A 14,713-nucleotide genomic window follows, 5' to 3' on the forward strand; every position below is an offset into this window, starting at 1 on the left:
CACCTTCGACTAGCGGATAAACAGCTTCTGGATCAGGCGTACCAGTTGGCGGCCATAAGGCGGGTAAATCATCAGCGAGCTGTTGAGGCGCTGTTTAACCAGCACCCCCTTGGCTTTGCTGAAGGTCACAAAGCCTTCATGACCGTGGTAATGGCCCATGCCGGAATGCCCTGCACCGCCAAACGGCAGGTCGTCGATGGCCACATGCAGCAGGGTGTCATTGATGCACACGCCGCCAGAGTGGGTGTGCAGGATGACCCGCTGCTGCTCGGGCTTGTTGTAGCCGAAGTAGTAAAGCGCCAGCGGGCGCGGTCTGGCATTGATGTAATCCAGCGCTTGCTGCAGGTCGCCGTAGGCCACGACGGGCAGTAGCGGGCCGAAGATTTCGTCCTGCATCACCTGCATCTCGTCGTTTACATCCAGCAGCAGGGCGTGGGGCATGCGCCGCCCCTGGCCTTGCTCGTACAGCGGTATCAGGCGTGCACCCTTCAGAGTGGCATCGGTTTGCAGGCGATCAAGGCGCGCCAGTTGGCGTTCATTGATGATTGCGGTGTAGTCCGGGTTGTCGATCAGGGTCGGATAAAAACTGTGCACGGCCTGGCGGTAGGCCTCAACAAAGTCATCGACCCGGTCTCGCGGCACCAGCACGTAATCCGGAGCGATGCAGGTCTGCCCGGCGTTGAGGGTTTTGCCCCAGGCGATACGTTGGGCAGCATCCTTGAGCGGTACATCGGCCGATACGATGGCTGGCGACTTGCCGCCCAGCTCCAGGGTTACCGGGGTCAGGTTGTCGGCAGCTGCCCGCATGACCTGCTTGCCTACGTGGGTCGAGCCGGTGAACAGCAAGTGATCAAATGCCAGACCGGAGAATGCCACCGCCACATCGGCTTCACCCAGTACTACGGCAACCATGTCTTCGGGGAAGATGCGCCCCAGCAAGTCCTTGAGCCAGTGCCCTGTGGCCGGGGTGAACTCGCTGAGTTTGAGCATTACCCGGTTACCCGCCGCCAATGCCCCGATCAAAGGGCCCATGGCCAGGTACAGCGGGTAGTTCCACGGCACGATAATGCCGATTACGCCCAGGGGCTGATACACCACTTTGGCGCTGGCCGGCTGGAACATCACCCCTACGCTGCGGGACGAGGGCTGCATCCAGCGCTTCAAATGCTTAAGGGTGTAATCAATGCTGTGCAGGCTGGGCATCAGCTCGGCAAACAGGGTTTCGTCAGGGCTGCGGTGGCTGAAGTCCTGGCTGATGGCGTCGATCAGCACTTCGCGCTCATCACTCAGTAACTTGCGCAAACTTTTCAACCATTGCTGGCGCTGGGCGAGTGGCGGATAGGGGTGAGCCGCATAAGCCAGACGTTGGGTGTCGAGCAGGGAATGGAGATCGCTCAGCACGGCTGAGGCGTCTTGGCGGGGGGCGCTGTCGACAGACATGGTTTGCTCCGGGCGGAAGGCTTGCGGGTTATTTTTATTTGAGAGCAATCATGCTTTTAGAGCCTATGCTCTAAGCTGTCAATGAGGGGCGCTTATCCGTGAGGTTTAACGATGACGGGTAAGGTCGTAAGATGTCTTTCGTTTTTCATTAAAGCCCAAGAAGCCCATGGCCCCACGAATAAAAACCAGCCAGCGCATCGTCAATAGCAGTCTGGAGCTGTTCAATCAGCTGGGCGAGCGCAGTGTGAGCACCAACCACATTGCCGCGCACATGGAAATTTCACCGGGCAATCTGTATTACCACTTCCCTAACAAGCAGGCGATCATCTCGGTATTGTTCAGCGAGTATGAGGCGTTGGTGTTGAGGTTTCTGCGCCCGCCCGAAGGGCGTATGGCCAGTGTTGAAGACAAGCGTCAGTACTTGCAGCAGTTGCTGGATGCCATGTGGCGCTATCGCTTTTTGTACCGTGATATCGAGCACTTGCTGCACAGCGACACTGAGCTTGCCGCCCGTTACCGGGTCTTTTCCCAGAACTGTCTGCGTCAGGCGCAAGCGATTTACCGCGGTTTTGTCGATGCCGGGCTTATGTGCATGACCCCCCTGCAAATCGAGTCGCTGACCCTTAACGCGTGGATCATTCTCACCTCATGGGTCAGTTTTCTGTGTACTACCCGGGAGAACAACGATCAGCTCAGTGAGCAGGCCATCAAGCGCGGGGTGTATCAACTGCTGGTCCTGGAATCGGGCTTTGTCACCGCTCAGGGCCGGGCAGACTTCGATGAACTGATCAAGGATTACTACGTCCCGCTGGAGCACGCGCTGCACGTTCAATAAATGCATTTCACCCCCTCACAGGAGTTCCCTATGCCCGTCGCGCAACTGATCAGCCCCCAAGCCCTGAGCGAACGCCAGGAACTGCCCGGTCTGGTTATTCTGGATTGCCGTTTCGCCCTTGAAGACCCCGACTATGGTCGTTGCAGCTATGCCGAAGGGCATATAGCCGGTGCGCAATTTGCTGACCTTGAACGTGATTTGAGCGGCCCCGTGATCAAAGGTGTAACGGGCCGTCACCCGTTGCCCGAGCCACAGGTGTTGCTTGAGCGACTGCGCGCATGGGGCATCAATGACGACAGCGATGTGGTGCTGTATGACGACGGTCCGGGGGTCTATGCCGCCCGGGCATGGTGGTTGCTGACCTGGCTGGGCAAGCGCGATGGAGTGTTTATCCTCGATGGCGGCCTCAAGGCCTGGCATGGTGCAGGTTTCCCGCTGAGTCTGGATGCTGTGGTCAAGCCCCGTGGCAACCTGGAAGGCAAGCTCGACAAGCGTTTGCTGGTCGATGCCGAGCACTTGCACAAGCGCCTGGGCGATCCGGACCTGACCTTGATCGACGCCCGTGCCCGACCACGTTTTCGCGGCGAAGTTGAACCTATCGACCCTGTTGCCGGGCATATTCCGGGTGCGCAATGTGCAGCGTTCAGCGAGAACCTCGACAGCAGCGGGCGTTTTTTACCTGCCGATCAACTCAAAAAGCGTTTCGCCGAGCAGCTCGGCGGTCGTTCTGCGCAAGAGCTGGTGGCCTACTGCGGCTCCGGCGTGACGGCGTGCCATAACCTGTTTGCACTGGGGTTGGCCGGTTATCCGCTGGGTAAGCTCTATGCGGGGTCGTGGAGCGAATGGATCAACGATCCTGAGCGGGGCATTGCTACCGGCGATTGATGCCCGCGCTGTCACCTGGTCGCTGCCCAGGCGCGAAGGCTGCGACTACGGGTGTTTATGGGCACTGGCTGCGCGATAGGCGCCGGGGCCCACACCGTAGACTTTCTTGAATTGCCGGCTCAGATGGCTTTGATCGGCAAAACCCAATTGCGTAGCCACTTGCAGCGGCAAACAACCCTTTTTCAGCAAGGCTCTGGCGTGGGCAATACGTTGCTGCATCAGCCAGGTGTGCGGTGGCATGCCCGTCGCGCGTTGAAACACCCGGGCCAAATGGAACGCCGACAGATTGACCGCCGCTGCCAGCTGTTCCAGGGAGGGTGGTTCGGCGAGACGGGCCTGCAGCAGCTCCTTGGCCTGACGTACGGCGCGATGTTCAATGCCCGGCTTGGCCGGCAATGGCAGGCGGGCATGGCGATTGAGCAGCGCCAGCATCATTTGTCGCCAGACCGTTTGTTGATGCAGTGCCGACTCCGGGCCTTCGAGCAATTGGTGCAGCCGGCACAAGCCGCTGAACAGGTCGGGGTCGTGAATCAGGGTGTCATTGAAGGTCGGCAAGTGCATGCCGGGCAAGCCGAGCTCTTCCAGCAGGCCGTGCAGTTGCGCGTTGTCGGGATAGAACGCCCGGTAGCGCCAGCCGGCATCATGGCCTTTGTGCCCGTTGTGCACTTCGTCCGGGTTGATCAGAACCAGAGTGCCGGAGCAGGCCAGATGCTCAGCCCCGCGATAACGATAGCGCTGGGCCCCGTCCATGATCATGCCGATCACAAAACCATCATGCACATGGGGTACGAAGCGGTGTTCGATATAGCGCGCGGTGAGCAACTCGACACCTGTCAGCGGTGGCGTTTGCCAGAACCGGATCGACTCACCCTGCTCGCTGCTCATTACCCGGGCCCGGGCCTGAGGCTCGCCAGCCATTGCGGGATGCGCCGCTCGAGGTAGTAGCCCGGGGTTTTAAGGGAGCCTTCGATAAATCCGACATGGCCCCCCCTGGCATGCAGCTCAAGTGTGGTGCACCCGGACAGTTCGCTGGCCTCGGGGATGCTGTGTTTGAACACGAACGGGTCGTCCACGGCGTGGATAATCAGGGTCGGAGTGTCGATGGCGGCCAAAAAGTATCGGCTGGAGGCGCGACGGTAGTAGTCATCGACATTCAGGTAACCGTTGAGTGGTGCGGTGACCCGGTCATCGAACTCCCAAAAGGTGCGCATTTTGCGCAGCGATTTCAGGGAGCCCAGGTTGTCCAGCGTGGCCAGCGGCTCATGCCGGGCATCGTGGCGAAACTGCCGCTGCTTGTTCGTGACATAGACCAGCATTTCACGCATGAAATGCGCCTGGTAGACCTTGGAGAAACCCTGGCCAATCCGGTCGGCGCACTGGTCGAGGCGAAACGGCACCGACACCGCCACCGCACCCTGCAAGCCACTCTCGTTGCCGCTTTCACCCAGGTATTTGAGCAATACGTTGCCGCCCAGTGAATAGCCGACGGCGAACAGCGGGGCCAGCGGATGGGCGGCGCGCAAGTGTGCCACGGCTGCCGCCAGGTCTTCGCTGGCGCCGGAGTGATAACTGCGCGCCAGCAGATTGGGTTCGCCGGAGCAGCCGCGCCAGTTCAGGGCGACACTGGTCCAGCCTTGCGTGGCGAGGGCCCGTTGCTGGCCGGCGACATAGTGCGACGCCGATGAGCCGGTCAGGCCATGCAATACCAGCACTATGGGTGCATCGGTTGAAGGGGTGCCGTGCCAGTCCAGATCGAGAAAGTCACCATCTGCCAGCCACAGGCGCTCGCGGCGGTGTTCAACCACCGGCCGTTTGCGCCACAGCGGGCCCCACAGGGTTTGTAAATGGGGATTGCGCAGGCCATGGGCCGCCATGAACGATTCAGGAAGTGATACAGGGGCAGCTAAGGATGGCACTGGAATTCTCTTGCGCTAACTGATGCAGTGATTGGCTAGCTTGCCACAACAGCGGCCCGAGACAGTAGTAGTCGACGAAGTAAGAGGCGGTGAACGCGCCTGATGCACCACGGGGTTTGAATAAACCCCGCGGGCATGGCGTTGTTACTCTGCGGCGGCTGTTGGCGCTGCTTCGCGCTCCCACAGGGCGTAATTCACGCCGCCGGCCTTTTGTTCACGGTGCAGGCGCCAGTTGGCAGGCAGGCCCAGCTCCGAAGGGCGGCGCTCGCTTTCGGTGTAGATCCAGGCGTTGTCAGCCAGCCAACCGTTCTGTTCCAGCAGGTCGCATGCCGGCTTGAGCAGGTCCAGGTTGAAGGGCGGATCGAGGAACACCACGTCAAACACTTCGGTCGCAGGCGTCGCCAGGTAGTTCAGGGCGTTGGTCTGCTGAACTTCGCCGGTGGTGCAGCGCAGGATGCCCATGTTTTCGCGGATGTTGGAAATCGCATCGCGGTTGCTGTCCAGAGCCACGCCCTTGGCTGCGCCGCGTGACAGGGCCTCCAGGAACAGCGCGCCGCTGCCGGCGAACACGTCCAGCACCTTGGCACCGACGATGTCCGGGGTCAGCCAGTTGAACAGGGTTTCACGTACACGGTCCGGCGTCGGGCGCAGACCTTCTACGTGGGGGAAGTCCAGCTTGCGGCTGCGCCATTCCCCGCCAATGATGCGTAACTGACCAGCACCCGAGTGCGATGTGTTTTTAGGCTTTGCCATTAATGCTCCGGAACCCCAAGAGGTTGCTCTGAAGGTTTATCGGTAGGAGGTGGCAGTGGTTTTTGCGGCACAGTTGGTCCGGCGGTCACCACGACCAGTTTGTCGGCGCTCAGGTGCTTGTTCATGGCGTCCTTGACCTGCTCTTTAGTCAGGCTTTGGGACTGCTGCATGAAGGTTTCCAGATAGTCCAGAGGCATATCATAGAAGCCCATTGCGCCCAGTTGGCCGACGATTGCCGCGTTGCTGGCATTTGACAGCGGGAAGCTGCCCGCCAATTCACGCTTGGCATCGTCGAGTTCTTTTTGCGTCGGACCGTTTTTCAGGTAGTCAGCCAGAATGTCTTGCACCAGTTTGAGCGTACCTTCGCTCAATTCGGCACGGGTCTGCAGGTTGATCATGAACGGCCCGCGTGCCTGCATCGGGCTGAAGCCGGAATACACGCCGTAGGTCAGGCCGCGTTTCTCGCGTACTTCAGTCATCAGGCGCGTACCGAAGCCACCGCCACCGAGAATGCTGTTACCCAGGGCCAGTGCGGCATAGTCCGGATCGTCGCGGTCAATTCCCAGCTGGGACAGCAGCAGGTGGGTCTGCTTGGACGGAAATTCGATGTGGGTCTGGCCGGCCTTGGGTTCGCCGGGCTCTACGGTTTTGGCGACTGCAGGGCCTTTGGGCAGCGCGGCCGACACTTGAGCGGCCATGGCTTCGGCTTCTGCGCGAGACAGATCGCCAACGATCGCGATCACCGCATTGCCGGCGGTGTAAGCCTTGTTGTGGAACGCCTTGAGCTGATCGATGGTGACCGCAGCGATGCTTTGAGCGTTGCCATCGCTGGCGTGGGCATAAGGGTGATTACCGTACAGACGCTTGAACAGTTCATCGCTGGCCAGCTTGCCAGGGTCCTGCTTCTGGTATTCAAAGCTGGCGAGCAACTGGTTTTTGATCCGCGCCAGGGAGTCGGCCGGAAAGGTTGGCTGGCCAACCACTTCGGCAAACAGGTTGAGCGCCGGTGTGCGCTTGGCCGGGTCACTCAAGCTGCGCAATGACACTACAGCCATGTCGCGATAGGCCCCGTTGCCGAAATCCGCACCCAGGCTTTCAAAGCCCTGGGCGATGGCCCCGACGTCCTTGCCTGCCACGCCTTCATTGAGCATGGCGTTGGTCAGCAGTGCCAGGCCCGGGGTGTTTTCGTCCTGGCTGCTGCCGGCGGCGAAGGTCAGGCGCAGGTCGAACATCGGCAGCTCGCGGGCTTCAACGAACAGAACTTTGGAGCCTTCGGCGGTTTTCCAGGTTTGTACATTCAATGCCCGATGGCTGGGGGCCTTGCCGTCGAGTTCGGTCAGAGACTCGAGCTTGTGCTCGGCCTTGGCCTGATCCAGTGCCTGGCTGGCCACGGAGACCGAGGGGCTGACGAAATAGTAGCCGAGTACGCCGGCCAGTATTGCAGCGCTCAGGCCGAGCAGGGCGTAGCGGGAACCTTTACGCTCACTCATGGGTTTTCTCCTCGGGCAGTACATGCGCAACGCTGAGGCGGTCGCGAGTGAAATAAGTGCGGGCGGCTTGCTGGATATCGGCCGGGGTGACCTTTTGCAGGTCTTGCAGCTCGGTATCCATCAGCTTCCACGACAGGCCCACGGTCTCCAGCTGGCCAATCGAGGTGGCCTGGCTGGTGATCGAGTCGCGCTCATAAACCAGGCCTGCGATAACCTGGGCGCGCACTCGCTCCAGTTCCTGTGGCGATGGCGGGGTTTTTTTCAGGTCATCGAGCATGCGCCACAAGCCGGCTTCGGCCTGGGCCAGAGTGACTTTTTTCTGGCTGTTGGGCATTGCCGAAAGCATGAACAGGCTGTCGCCACGGGTGAAGGCGTTGTAATTGGACGAAGCGCCGGACACCAGCTCTTCGCCGCGCTCCAGCTGGGTTGGCATACGTGCACTGTAGCCACCGTCCAGCAGTGCCGAAATGAGGCGCAGGGCGTTGGCAGTAACCGGGTCTTTGGCGGTGGCAATGCTTGGCACGTTGAAGCCCAGAATCAGGCTTGGCAGTTGGGTCTGCACGTGGATCTTGAGCAGGCGCTCACCGGGGGTCGGCAGTTCCAGCGGGACTTTGGCGACAGGCACTTCGCGTTTGGCCACCTGGCCGAAATAGCGCTGGGCCAAGGCTTTGACTTCATCCGGTGTTACGTCTCCCACCACCACCAGGGTGGCGTTGTTCGGTGCGTACCAATCCTCATACCAGGCGCGCAGTTCGCCAACGCTCATGCGCTCCAGGTCCACCATCCAGCCGATGGTCGGCGTGTGATAACCACTTGACGGGTAGGCCATGGCGCTGAACAGTTCGAAGGCCTTGCTCATCGGCTGATCGTCGGTACGCAGGCGGCGTTCTTCTTTAATGACCTCGATCTCGCGCTTGAACTCTTCAGGCGGCAAGCGAAGGCTGGCCATGCGGTCAGCTTCGAGCTCGAAGGCAACCGCCAGGCGGTCGCGGGCCAATACCTGGTAATAGGCGGTGTAGTCATCGCTGGTGAAAGCGTTTTCCTGGGCGCCGAGGTCGCGCAGGATCAACGAGGCTTCGCCGGGGCCGACCTTGTTACTGCCTTTGAACATCATGTGTTCAAGAGCATGGGACAGGCCGGTCTTGCCCGGGGTCTCGTAACTGGAACCCACTTTGTACCAGACCTGGGACACCACCACTGGCGCGCGATGGTCTTCGCGCACGATGACCTTCAGGCCATTGTCCAGGCGAAACTCGTGGGTGGGTTGCTGGTCGGCCGCCAGGGCCGAAAGCGGGAGCAAAACTGTGCTGAGCAACAGGCCAGCAGCGCGGCGGGCTAGAGCATTCATTCGTTTTTAAACCTGTTGGGCTGCCCGCTTGGCCTTAGCGTCAGCGGGTGAGGAGGTGCTAGGATACTGATCCGTTTTACTGGCGGCCACGCCTATCAGGCCTTTGACGATCAGACGACGATTGATCGGGCAGTATAGGAGCCAGCCTGGAAGTGTGAATGTATCCCGGTAAATTTAGCTTTTTTGCCGATTTTCCCGTTCCAGTTCCGAGTTAAGACGAAGTTTCAGGGGTGTGCTTTACCCTCTGATCAAGGTGCGTGCGAACGAGCTGACAAAAAAACAGTCTGTTTCACACCGAATATTATTTGCCGGGGCGCCACAGTGGCGCTTCGCTACGATGAGATAGCCGTCCTCCATGTTTGGTTCCAACGACGACAAGAAGAACCCAGCTGCGGCTGGCGAGAAAAAAGGCCTGTTCGGATGGCTGCGCAGAAAGCCGCAGGAAACCGTCGTTGAGCAGCCTGCACCCGCACCCGAAATCACCCCTGAGCCGTTGATTGAGGCCACTGCGGTGGTTGTCGAGCCAACGCCTGAAGTGGTTGTGGTTGCACAGGCGCCTGCTGTTGAATCGCCAGCCGCTGCCGAGCCATGGCCGCCGCTGCCAGTGCCCGAGGAACCCGTTGCGCTGGTCAAGGACCTGCAGGCGCCGTATATCGTGCCTTCCATTCCGGAACCGGAGATCGAGGTCGCGGTCAGCGCCCCGGTCATCGCGCCGGAGCCTGTGGTCGAAGTGCTTGAAGTGCTTGAAACCTTCGTCGAGCCTGTTGCACCAGAGCCAGAGCCAGAGCCAGAGCCAGAGCCGGTCGTAGTTGTCGAGCCGCAAGCTGTTGCTGCGCCTGTGGTCCCTGCTCCAGCAGTTGCGGCTCCGGTGGTGGTAGCTGAAGCTCCAGCTGCGCAAGCCAAGGTCGGCTTCTTTGCCCGCCTCAAGCAGGGGCTGTCGAAAACCAGCGCCAGCATCGGCGAAGGCATGGCCAGCCTGTTCCTGGGCAAAAAAATCATCGATGACGATCTGCTCGACGAGATTGAAACCCGCCTGCTCACCGCAGACGTTGGTGTTGAAGCCACCTCGGTGATTATCAAAAACCTGACTCAAAAGGTTGCGCGCAAGCAGCTGACCGACGCCGATGCACTGTACAAGTCGTTGCAGGCCGAGCTGGCTGCCATGCTCAAACCGGTAGAGCAGCCGCTGAAAATCGAAGCGAAAAACAAGCCATTCGTCATTCTGGTGGTCGGCGTCAATGGCGCGGGCAAGACCACCACCATCGGCAAGCTGGCGAAAAAGCTCCAGCTTGAAGGCAAAAAAGTCATGCTCGCCGCCGGCGATACGTTCCGTGCCGCCGCGGTCGAGCAGTTGCAGGTGTGGGGGGAGCGCAACAATATCCCGGTGATCGCCCAGCACACTGGCGCCGACTCGGCTTCGGTGATTTTTGACGCCGTGCAAGCCGCCAAGGCGCGGGGCATCGACGTGTTGATCGCCGATACTGCCGGACGCCTGCACACCAAAGACAACCTGATGGAAGAACTGAAAAAAGTTCGCCGGGTGATCGGCAAGCTCGACGAAGACGCCCCGCACGAAGTGCTGCTGGTACTGGATGCCGGCACCGGGCAGAACGCGATCAGCCAGACCAAGCAGTTCAATCAGACCGTGGCCCTTACCGGCCTGGCGCTGACCAAGCTGGATGGCACGGCCAAGGGCGGGGTGATCTTCGCCCTGGCCAAGCAGTTCAATATTCCTATTCGTTTTATCGGTGTCGGCGAAGGCATCGATGATCTACGGGACTTTGAGTCCGAACCCTTTGTCCAGGCTCTGTTTGCGGAGCGGGAGCGTCCATGATTCGTTTCGAGCAGGTCGGTAAGCGCTATCCAAATGGACACGTGGGCCTGCACGAGCTGAGCTTTCGGGTCCGTCGCGGCGAGTTCCTTTTTGTAACCGGTCATTCCGGCGCAGGTAAAAGCACCCTGCTCCGGCTGTTACTGGCTATGGAGCGCCCGACCACCGGCAAACTGCTGCTGGCGGGGCAGGATCTGGGGCAGATCAGCAACGCGCAAATTCCTTTCCTGCGCCGTCAGATCGGTGTGGTGTTCCAGAACCACCAACTGCTGTTTGATCGCACGGTGTTCAATAACGTGGCCTTGCCGCTGCAGATTCTCGGGCTGTCCAAGCCTGAAATCGCCAAGCGTGTCGACTCGGCACTTGAGCGTGTGGCGCTGTCGGACAAAACCGATCTGTATCCCGGTGACTTGTCCACGGGCCAGCAACAACGCGTCGGTATTGCCCGGGCCATCGTCCATCGTCCAGCCTTGCTGCTGGCCGACGAACCCACCGGCAACCTCGACCCGCGTCTTGCGGCGGAAATCATGGGCGTATTTGAAGACATCAACCGTTTGGGCACCAGCGTACTGATCGCCAGCCATGACCTGGCGCTGATTGCACGCATGCGCCACCGCATGCTCACCCTGCAGCGCGGGCGATTGATTGGCGACGGGGAGGCCGCGCAATGAGTGCGACACGCGGCTCCAAGGTTTCCGAACGTGTAGCACCCAAGGCCGCAGATCCGCAGCCGGCCAGGAAAAAGCATGACGATGACGATGGCCCTGGTTTCTCGATGTTGTTCCGGGCCTGGGTTGAGGCCCATCGCGCCAGTTTGCTCGACAGCCTGAAGCGTCTTGGCAAGCAGCCGATTGGCAGCTTCTTCACCTGCCTGGTGATGGCAGTCGCGCTGAGCTTGCCAATGGGGCTCTCGCTTTTGCTTAACAACGTCGAGCGTCTGGGCGGTTCGTGGCAGCGTGCGGCGCAGATTTCGCTGTACCTGCAACTGGATGCCGACAGCTCGCAAGGCGAGCAATTGAGTAATCAGATAAAAGGTATGGCTGGCGTGGCTGACGCTGAATTCATCAGCCGCGAAAAGGCCCTTGAAGAGTTCCAGCAGCAATCCGGCTTGGGGGAAGCGCTTAAAGAGCTTCCGGATAATCCGTTGCCGGGCGTGGTGCTGGTGACCCCCAATGAGGTCGATAAAGCCACCCTCGAGGCTCTGCGCGAGCGTCTTTCGGAGTTGCCGAAAGTGCAACAGGCGCAACTTGATCTAGTCTGGGTCGAGCGTCTGGCGGCCATTCTGAAATTGGGTGACCGCTTTGTGTTTGGCTTGACGGTCTTGCTGGTATCGGCTTTGCTGCTGGTTATTGGTAATACGATTCGTTTGCATATCGAGAATCGTCGTATCGAAATCGAAGTCATCAAGCTGGTCGGCGGCACTGACAGTTATGTGCGCAGGCCTTTTCTTTATATGGGTGCGCTTTATGGTTTTGGCGCCGGGGTGCTTTCCTGGGGCGTATTGGCATTCGGCTTGAACTGGCTCAACGACGCGGTAGTCGGGTTGGCCGGGTTGTATGGCAGCAGTTTTGCCCTGGCCGGTGTGCCAGTAGCCGATGGTCTGTCTCTCTTGCTTGGCGCGGTGCTGTTAGGGTATATCGGTGCATGGATTGCAGTAGCGCGTCACTTACGTGAGCTTTCGCCTAAGTAGTTTCTTTTTGCCTGTTGACCTTTTCAGCTTTTTTTGGGAACTTTTTCCTGAGTTTCCGGTCAACTTTCGCAGTGCTGAACTGCACGAGTTATGTGAGACGGAGGTTTATTCGTATGACCACTTCTTTGCAACCTGCGTATGCGTTGGTCCCTGGTGCGAACCTTGAGGCCTATGTAAACACGGTGAACAGCATTCCACTGCTGACACCGGAGCAGGAGCGTGAACTGGCCGAGAGTCTCTACTATGAGCAGGATCTTGGGGCGGCTCGGCAGATGGTGCTCGCCCACCTGCGTTTTGTTGTACACATTGCCCGTAGCTATTCGGGCTATGGCCTGGCTCAGGCTGACCTGATCCAGGAAGGCAATGTCGGCCTGATGAAGGCGGTCAAACGCTTTAACCCTGAAATGGGCGTGCGTCTGGTGTCGTTCGCCGTGCACTGGATCAAGGCAGAGATCCACGAGTTTATTCTGCGTAACTGGCGGATCGTGAAAGTTGCGACCACCAAGGCTCAGCGCAAACTGTTCTTCAACCTGCGCAGCCAGAAAAAACGTCTGGCCTGGCTGAACAATGATGAAGTTCATCGTGTGGCTGAAAGCCTCGGTGTAGAGCCTCGCGAAGTTCGCGAGATGGAAAGCCGTCTGACTGGCCATGATATGGCGTTCGACCCGGCAGCCGAAGCTGACGACGACAGTGCATTCCAGTCGCCAGCCAACTACCTGGAAGACCACCGGTACGATCCGGCACGTCAACTGGAGGATGCTGACTGGACTGATAACTCCACCAGCAACCTGCATGAAGCGCTGGAAGTGCTTGATGATCGCAGCCGCGACATTCTGTATCAGCGCTGGCTGGCTGAAGAGAAAGCTACGCTGCATGACCTGGCACAGAAGTACAACGTGTCTGCCGAGCGGATTCGTCAGCTGGAAAAAAGCGCGATGAACAAGCTCAAACTGTCGATCGCCGCCTAAACGGGCTCGACAAAAAAACGCCCCGGCTCTAACGAGTCGGGGCGTTTTTGTTTGTCCCTGCGGGAGCCGGCTTACTCGGCCCAGGGCGCCTTGCGCGAAGTGTTCAGGGTATCGAGGTAGCTGTCGCCGCCTAGCTGGCGCATTTGTCGCTGTATCCAGCTGGCGCGGCGGCTGACGTACGGGCTAGGTCGACCGGCACTCCAGTTGCGCGGATTGGGCAGTACGGCGGCCAGGTAGCTGGCTTGCTGACGGCTCAATCTGGCGGCACTCACGCCAAAGTGATGCTGGGCCGCGGCCTCTGCACCAAATACTCCCTCATCCCACTCTGCGCTGTTGAGGTACACCTCGAGAATCCGCTGCTTGGGCCAGAGTACCTCGATCAATCCGGTGAACCAGGCCTCCAGCCCTTTGCGCAGCCAGCTTCGACCCGACCATAGAAACAGGTTTTTCGAGACTTGCTGGCTCAGCGTGCTGGCGCCGCGTAACGTCCCGCCCCGTTCGTTATGAGCGAAAGCGGCGCGGATGGCGCTGAAGTCAAAGCCCCAGTGCTCGGCGAATTTCTGATCCTCGCCAGCAATGACCGCGACTTTAAGTTCGTCGCTGATTTCATCCCACGGTCGCCAGCTGCGTTGCAGGTCAATGGGCTCGCCGTCGAACCATGAATCGACCTTGCGCTCGACCATCAGCGCAGTGCCGGGCGGCGGGACCCAGCGAAAGATGAGGACCAGCAATGCGCTGCCCGCTGCGAACCAGAGCAGGGCTTTGAGAAAGCGATGAACAAGAATACGCAGCATAGATGGCTTGGCCGAACCCGTTGAGCGGGCCATTATACAGACCCTGCGCCATTCCATAGTCCTGACGGGAGTTATCCATGTTGCGCGTGTTTCTGATGCTGGCCGCCTTTTTCGGCTTCACCGGTGTGGCCCTTGGCGCATTCGCGGCCCATGGCCTGAAAAGCCGCCTGAGCGAGCAATACCTGGCCATTTTTCATACAGGGGTTACCTACCAGCTGGTGCATACCCTGGCCCTGCTCGGTGTAGCCCTGCTCGCCACTCAGCTGCCGGGTCGCCTGGTGACGTGGTCCGGTGTCTGTTTCGCCCTGGGCATCGTACTGTTTTCCGGCAGTTTGTATCTGCTGACCCTGACGGGTATCAGCAAACTGGGGATCATTACGCCCATCGGTGGTCTGGCTTTTCTGGCCGGATGGTTATGCCTGGGCATTGCCGCCTGGCGCTTGAGCTAAGTCCGCAAGATGAATGGCTTGGGTCGACCTGACTGATCGGGATAGAATGCTGGCCCCTTAAAATGAAGGCAGCGTCGCGCATGCGCATTCAGTTGAACGGTGAACCTTTTGAACTGCCGGACGGCGAGACCGTCGCCAGCCTGTTGGCGCGCCAGGAACTGACCGGGCGTCGAGTGGCTGTCGAGCTTAACCTGGACATCGTCCCGCGCAGTCAGCACGCGGGGACGGTGCTCAAAGAAGGTGACCAGGTCGAAGTGGTGCATGCCATCGGTGGTGGCTAGTCCCCCCGCTTGACCCATTCCCGCGGTGCACAC

Annotated in this window: 15 protein-coding genes; 8 read left to right on the forward strand and 7 right to left on the reverse strand. The window is 59.7% G+C overall.

All coding sequences use genetic code 11. The features are described from left to right. Positions 1-9: 9 nt before the first annotated feature. The gene (locus tag FEZ21_RS04870) at positions 10-1,440 is read right to left on the reverse strand and encodes a coniferyl aldehyde dehydrogenase (RefSeq protein WP_160626575.1); all 1,431 of its coding nucleotides are present in this window, start codon (positions 1,438-1,440) and stop codon (positions 10-12) included. Positions 1,441-1,606: 166 nt separating this feature from the next. Here FEZ21_RS04870 and FEZ21_RS04875 point away from each other — a divergent pair, with 166 nt between their 5' ends. Both FEZ21_RS04875 and FEZ21_RS04880 read left to right on the forward strand, forming a co-directional pair. Next, on the forward strand, positions 1,607-2,275 hold the full coding sequence (locus FEZ21_RS04875) for a TetR/AcrR family transcriptional regulator (protein ID WP_004419748.1): 669 nt from the start codon (positions 1,607-1,609) through the stop codon (positions 2,273-2,275). Between the two features lie 30 nt (positions 2,276-2,305). Then, the gene (locus FEZ21_RS04880) at positions 2,306-3,160 is read left to right on the forward strand and encodes a sulfurtransferase (protein WP_004419746.1); all 855 of its coding nucleotides are present in this window, start codon (positions 2,306-2,308) and stop codon (positions 3,158-3,160) included. 45 nt (positions 3,161-3,205) lie between these two features. Here FEZ21_RS04880 and FEZ21_RS04885 read toward each other — a convergent pair whose 3' ends face one another. The 5 genes from FEZ21_RS04885 to FEZ21_RS04905 form a co-directional block, all read right to left on the reverse strand. Next, positions 3,206-4,045: an AraC family transcriptional regulator gene (locus FEZ21_RS04885; RefSeq protein ID WP_178092362.1), complete on the reverse strand. Its 840-nt coding sequence runs from the start codon at positions 4,043-4,045 to the stop codon at positions 3,206-3,208. Next, positions 4,045-5,034 (reverse strand): hydrolase, encoded by a 990-nt coding sequence (locus tag FEZ21_RS04890; RefSeq protein WP_160626659.1) that lies wholly within the window; start codon positions 5,032-5,034, stop codon positions 4,045-4,047. The genes FEZ21_RS04885 and FEZ21_RS04890 overlap by 1 nt, the downstream gene beginning before the upstream one ends. Positions 5,035-5,220: 186 nt before the next feature. After that, positions 5,221-5,829, reverse strand: coding sequence for a 16S rRNA (guanine(966)-N(2))-methyltransferase RsmD (gene rsmD / locus FEZ21_RS04895; RefSeq protein WP_004419741.1), 609 nt, complete (start codon positions 5,827-5,829; stop codon positions 5,221-5,223). Beyond that, on the reverse strand, positions 5,829-7,319 hold the full coding sequence (locus tag FEZ21_RS04900; protein ID WP_010656713.1) for a pitrilysin family protein: 1,491 nt from the start codon (positions 7,317-7,319) through the stop codon (positions 5,829-5,831). The genes rsmD and FEZ21_RS04900 overlap by 1 nt, the downstream gene beginning before the upstream one ends. Next, the gene (locus FEZ21_RS04905; RefSeq protein WP_160626579.1) at positions 7,312-8,667 is read right to left on the reverse strand and encodes a pitrilysin family protein; all 1,356 of its coding nucleotides are present in this window, start codon (positions 8,665-8,667) and stop codon (positions 7,312-7,314) included. The genes FEZ21_RS04900 and FEZ21_RS04905 overlap by 8 nt, the downstream gene beginning before the upstream one ends. A gap of 355 nt (positions 8,668-9,022) precedes the next feature. On the opposite strand from FEZ21_RS04905, the gene ftsY reads away from it, so the two are divergent. The 4 genes from ftsY to rpoH all read left to right on the forward strand — a co-directional run bounded on the left by ftsY (position 9,023) and on the right by rpoH (position 13,156). After that, the gene (gene ftsY / locus FEZ21_RS04910; protein ID WP_160626581.1) at positions 9,023-10,501 is read left to right on the forward strand and encodes a signal recognition particle-docking protein FtsY; all 1,479 of its coding nucleotides are present in this window, start codon (positions 9,023-9,025) and stop codon (positions 10,499-10,501) included. Further along, complete coding sequence (ftsE, locus tag FEZ21_RS04915) at positions 10,498-11,169, forward strand: cell division ATP-binding protein FtsE (protein WP_004419735.1); 672 nt, start codon at positions 10,498-10,500, stop codon at positions 11,167-11,169. The genes ftsY and ftsE overlap by 4 nt, the downstream gene beginning before the upstream one ends. Next, positions 11,166-12,188 carry a permease-like cell division protein FtsX gene (gene ftsX, locus FEZ21_RS04920; protein ID WP_004419734.1) on the forward strand — a complete coding sequence of 341 codons (1,023 nt, stop codon included), beginning with the start codon at positions 11,166-11,168 and terminating at the stop codon, positions 12,186-12,188. The genes ftsE and ftsX overlap by 4 nt, the downstream gene beginning before the upstream one ends. A gap of 113 nt (positions 12,189-12,301) precedes the next feature. Then, complete coding sequence (gene rpoH / locus FEZ21_RS04925; protein ID WP_004419731.1) at positions 12,302-13,156, forward strand: RNA polymerase sigma factor RpoH; 855 nt, start codon at positions 12,302-12,304, stop codon at positions 13,154-13,156. Positions 13,157-13,227: 71 nt separating this feature from the next. Here the strand turns inward: rpoH and mtgA are convergent, their stop codons facing one another. After that, entirely contained in the window at positions 13,228-13,983 is a 756-nt protein-coding gene (gene mtgA / locus FEZ21_RS04930; protein WP_004419728.1) for a monofunctional biosynthetic peptidoglycan transglycosylase, read from the reverse strand. Positions 13,984-14,027: 44 nt separating this feature from the next. On the opposite strand from mtgA, the gene FEZ21_RS04935 reads away from it, so the two are divergent. Together FEZ21_RS04935 and thiS are read left to right on the forward strand one after the other, a co-directional pair. Next, on the forward strand, positions 14,028-14,399 hold the full coding sequence (locus FEZ21_RS04935) for a DUF423 domain-containing protein (protein WP_004419725.1): 372 nt from the start codon (positions 14,028-14,030) through the stop codon (positions 14,397-14,399). An 80-nt stretch (positions 14,400-14,479) separates the two neighbouring features. Beyond that, positions 14,480-14,680: a sulfur carrier protein ThiS gene (thiS, locus tag FEZ21_RS04940; RefSeq protein WP_004419723.1), complete on the forward strand. Its 201-nt coding sequence runs from the start codon at positions 14,480-14,482 to the stop codon at positions 14,678-14,680. Positions 14,681-14,713 lie beyond the last annotated feature (33 nt).

Source organism: Pseudomonas sp. 9.1(2019), from assembly GCF_009910445.1.
Classification (GTDB): Bacteria; Pseudomonadota; Gammaproteobacteria; order Pseudomonadales; family Pseudomonadaceae; genus Aquipseudomonas; species Aquipseudomonas paraversuta.

Bases quoted from the DNA above. Each gene is read 5' to 3' on its own strand.
- FEZ21_RS04870 (WP_160626575.1), bottom strand. From the start codon at position 1,440: ATGTCTGTCGACAGCGCCCCCCGCCAAGACGCCTCAGCCGTGCTGAGC.
- FEZ21_RS04875 (WP_004419748.1), top strand. From the start codon at position 1,607: ATGGCCCCACGAATAAAAACCAGCCAGCGCATCGTCAATAGCAGTCTG.
- FEZ21_RS04880 (WP_004419746.1), top strand. From the start codon at position 2,306: ATGCCCGTCGCGCAACTGATCAGCCCCCAAGCCCTGAGCGAACGCCAG.
- FEZ21_RS04885 (WP_178092362.1), bottom strand. From the start codon at position 4,045: ATGAGCAGCGAGCAGGGTGAGTCGATCCGGTTCTGGCAAACGCCACCG.
- FEZ21_RS04890 (WP_160626659.1), bottom strand. From the start codon at position 5,034: ATGGCGGCCCATGGCCTGCGCAATCCCCATTTACAAACCCTGTGGGGC.
- rsmD (WP_004419741.1), bottom strand. From the start codon at position 5,829: ATGGCAAAGCCTAAAAACACATCGCACTCGGGTGCTGGTCAGTTACGC.
- FEZ21_RS04900 (WP_010656713.1), bottom strand. From the start codon at position 7,319: ATGAGTGAGCGTAAAGGTTCCCGCTACGCCCTGCTCGGCCTGAGCGCT.
- FEZ21_RS04905 (WP_160626579.1), bottom strand. From the start codon at position 8,667: ATGAATGCTCTAGCCCGCCGCGCTGCTGGCCTGTTGCTCAGCACAGTT.
- ftsY (WP_160626581.1), top strand. From the start codon at position 9,023: ATGTTTGGTTCCAACGACGACAAGAAGAACCCAGCTGCGGCTGGCGAG.
- ftsE (WP_004419735.1), top strand. From the start codon at position 10,498: ATGATTCGTTTCGAGCAGGTCGGTAAGCGCTATCCAAATGGACACGTG.
- ftsX (WP_004419734.1), top strand. From the start codon at position 11,166: ATGAGTGCGACACGCGGCTCCAAGGTTTCCGAACGTGTAGCACCCAAG.
- rpoH (WP_004419731.1), top strand. From the start codon at position 12,302: ATGACCACTTCTTTGCAACCTGCGTATGCGTTGGTCCCTGGTGCGAAC.
- mtgA (WP_004419728.1), bottom strand. From the start codon at position 13,983: ATGGCCCGCTCAACGGGTTCGGCCAAGCCATCTATGCTGCGTATTCTT.
- FEZ21_RS04935 (WP_004419725.1), top strand. From the start codon at position 14,028: ATGTTGCGCGTGTTTCTGATGCTGGCCGCCTTTTTCGGCTTCACCGGT.
- thiS (WP_004419723.1), top strand. From the start codon at position 14,480: ATGCGCATTCAGTTGAACGGTGAACCTTTTGAACTGCCGGACGGCGAG.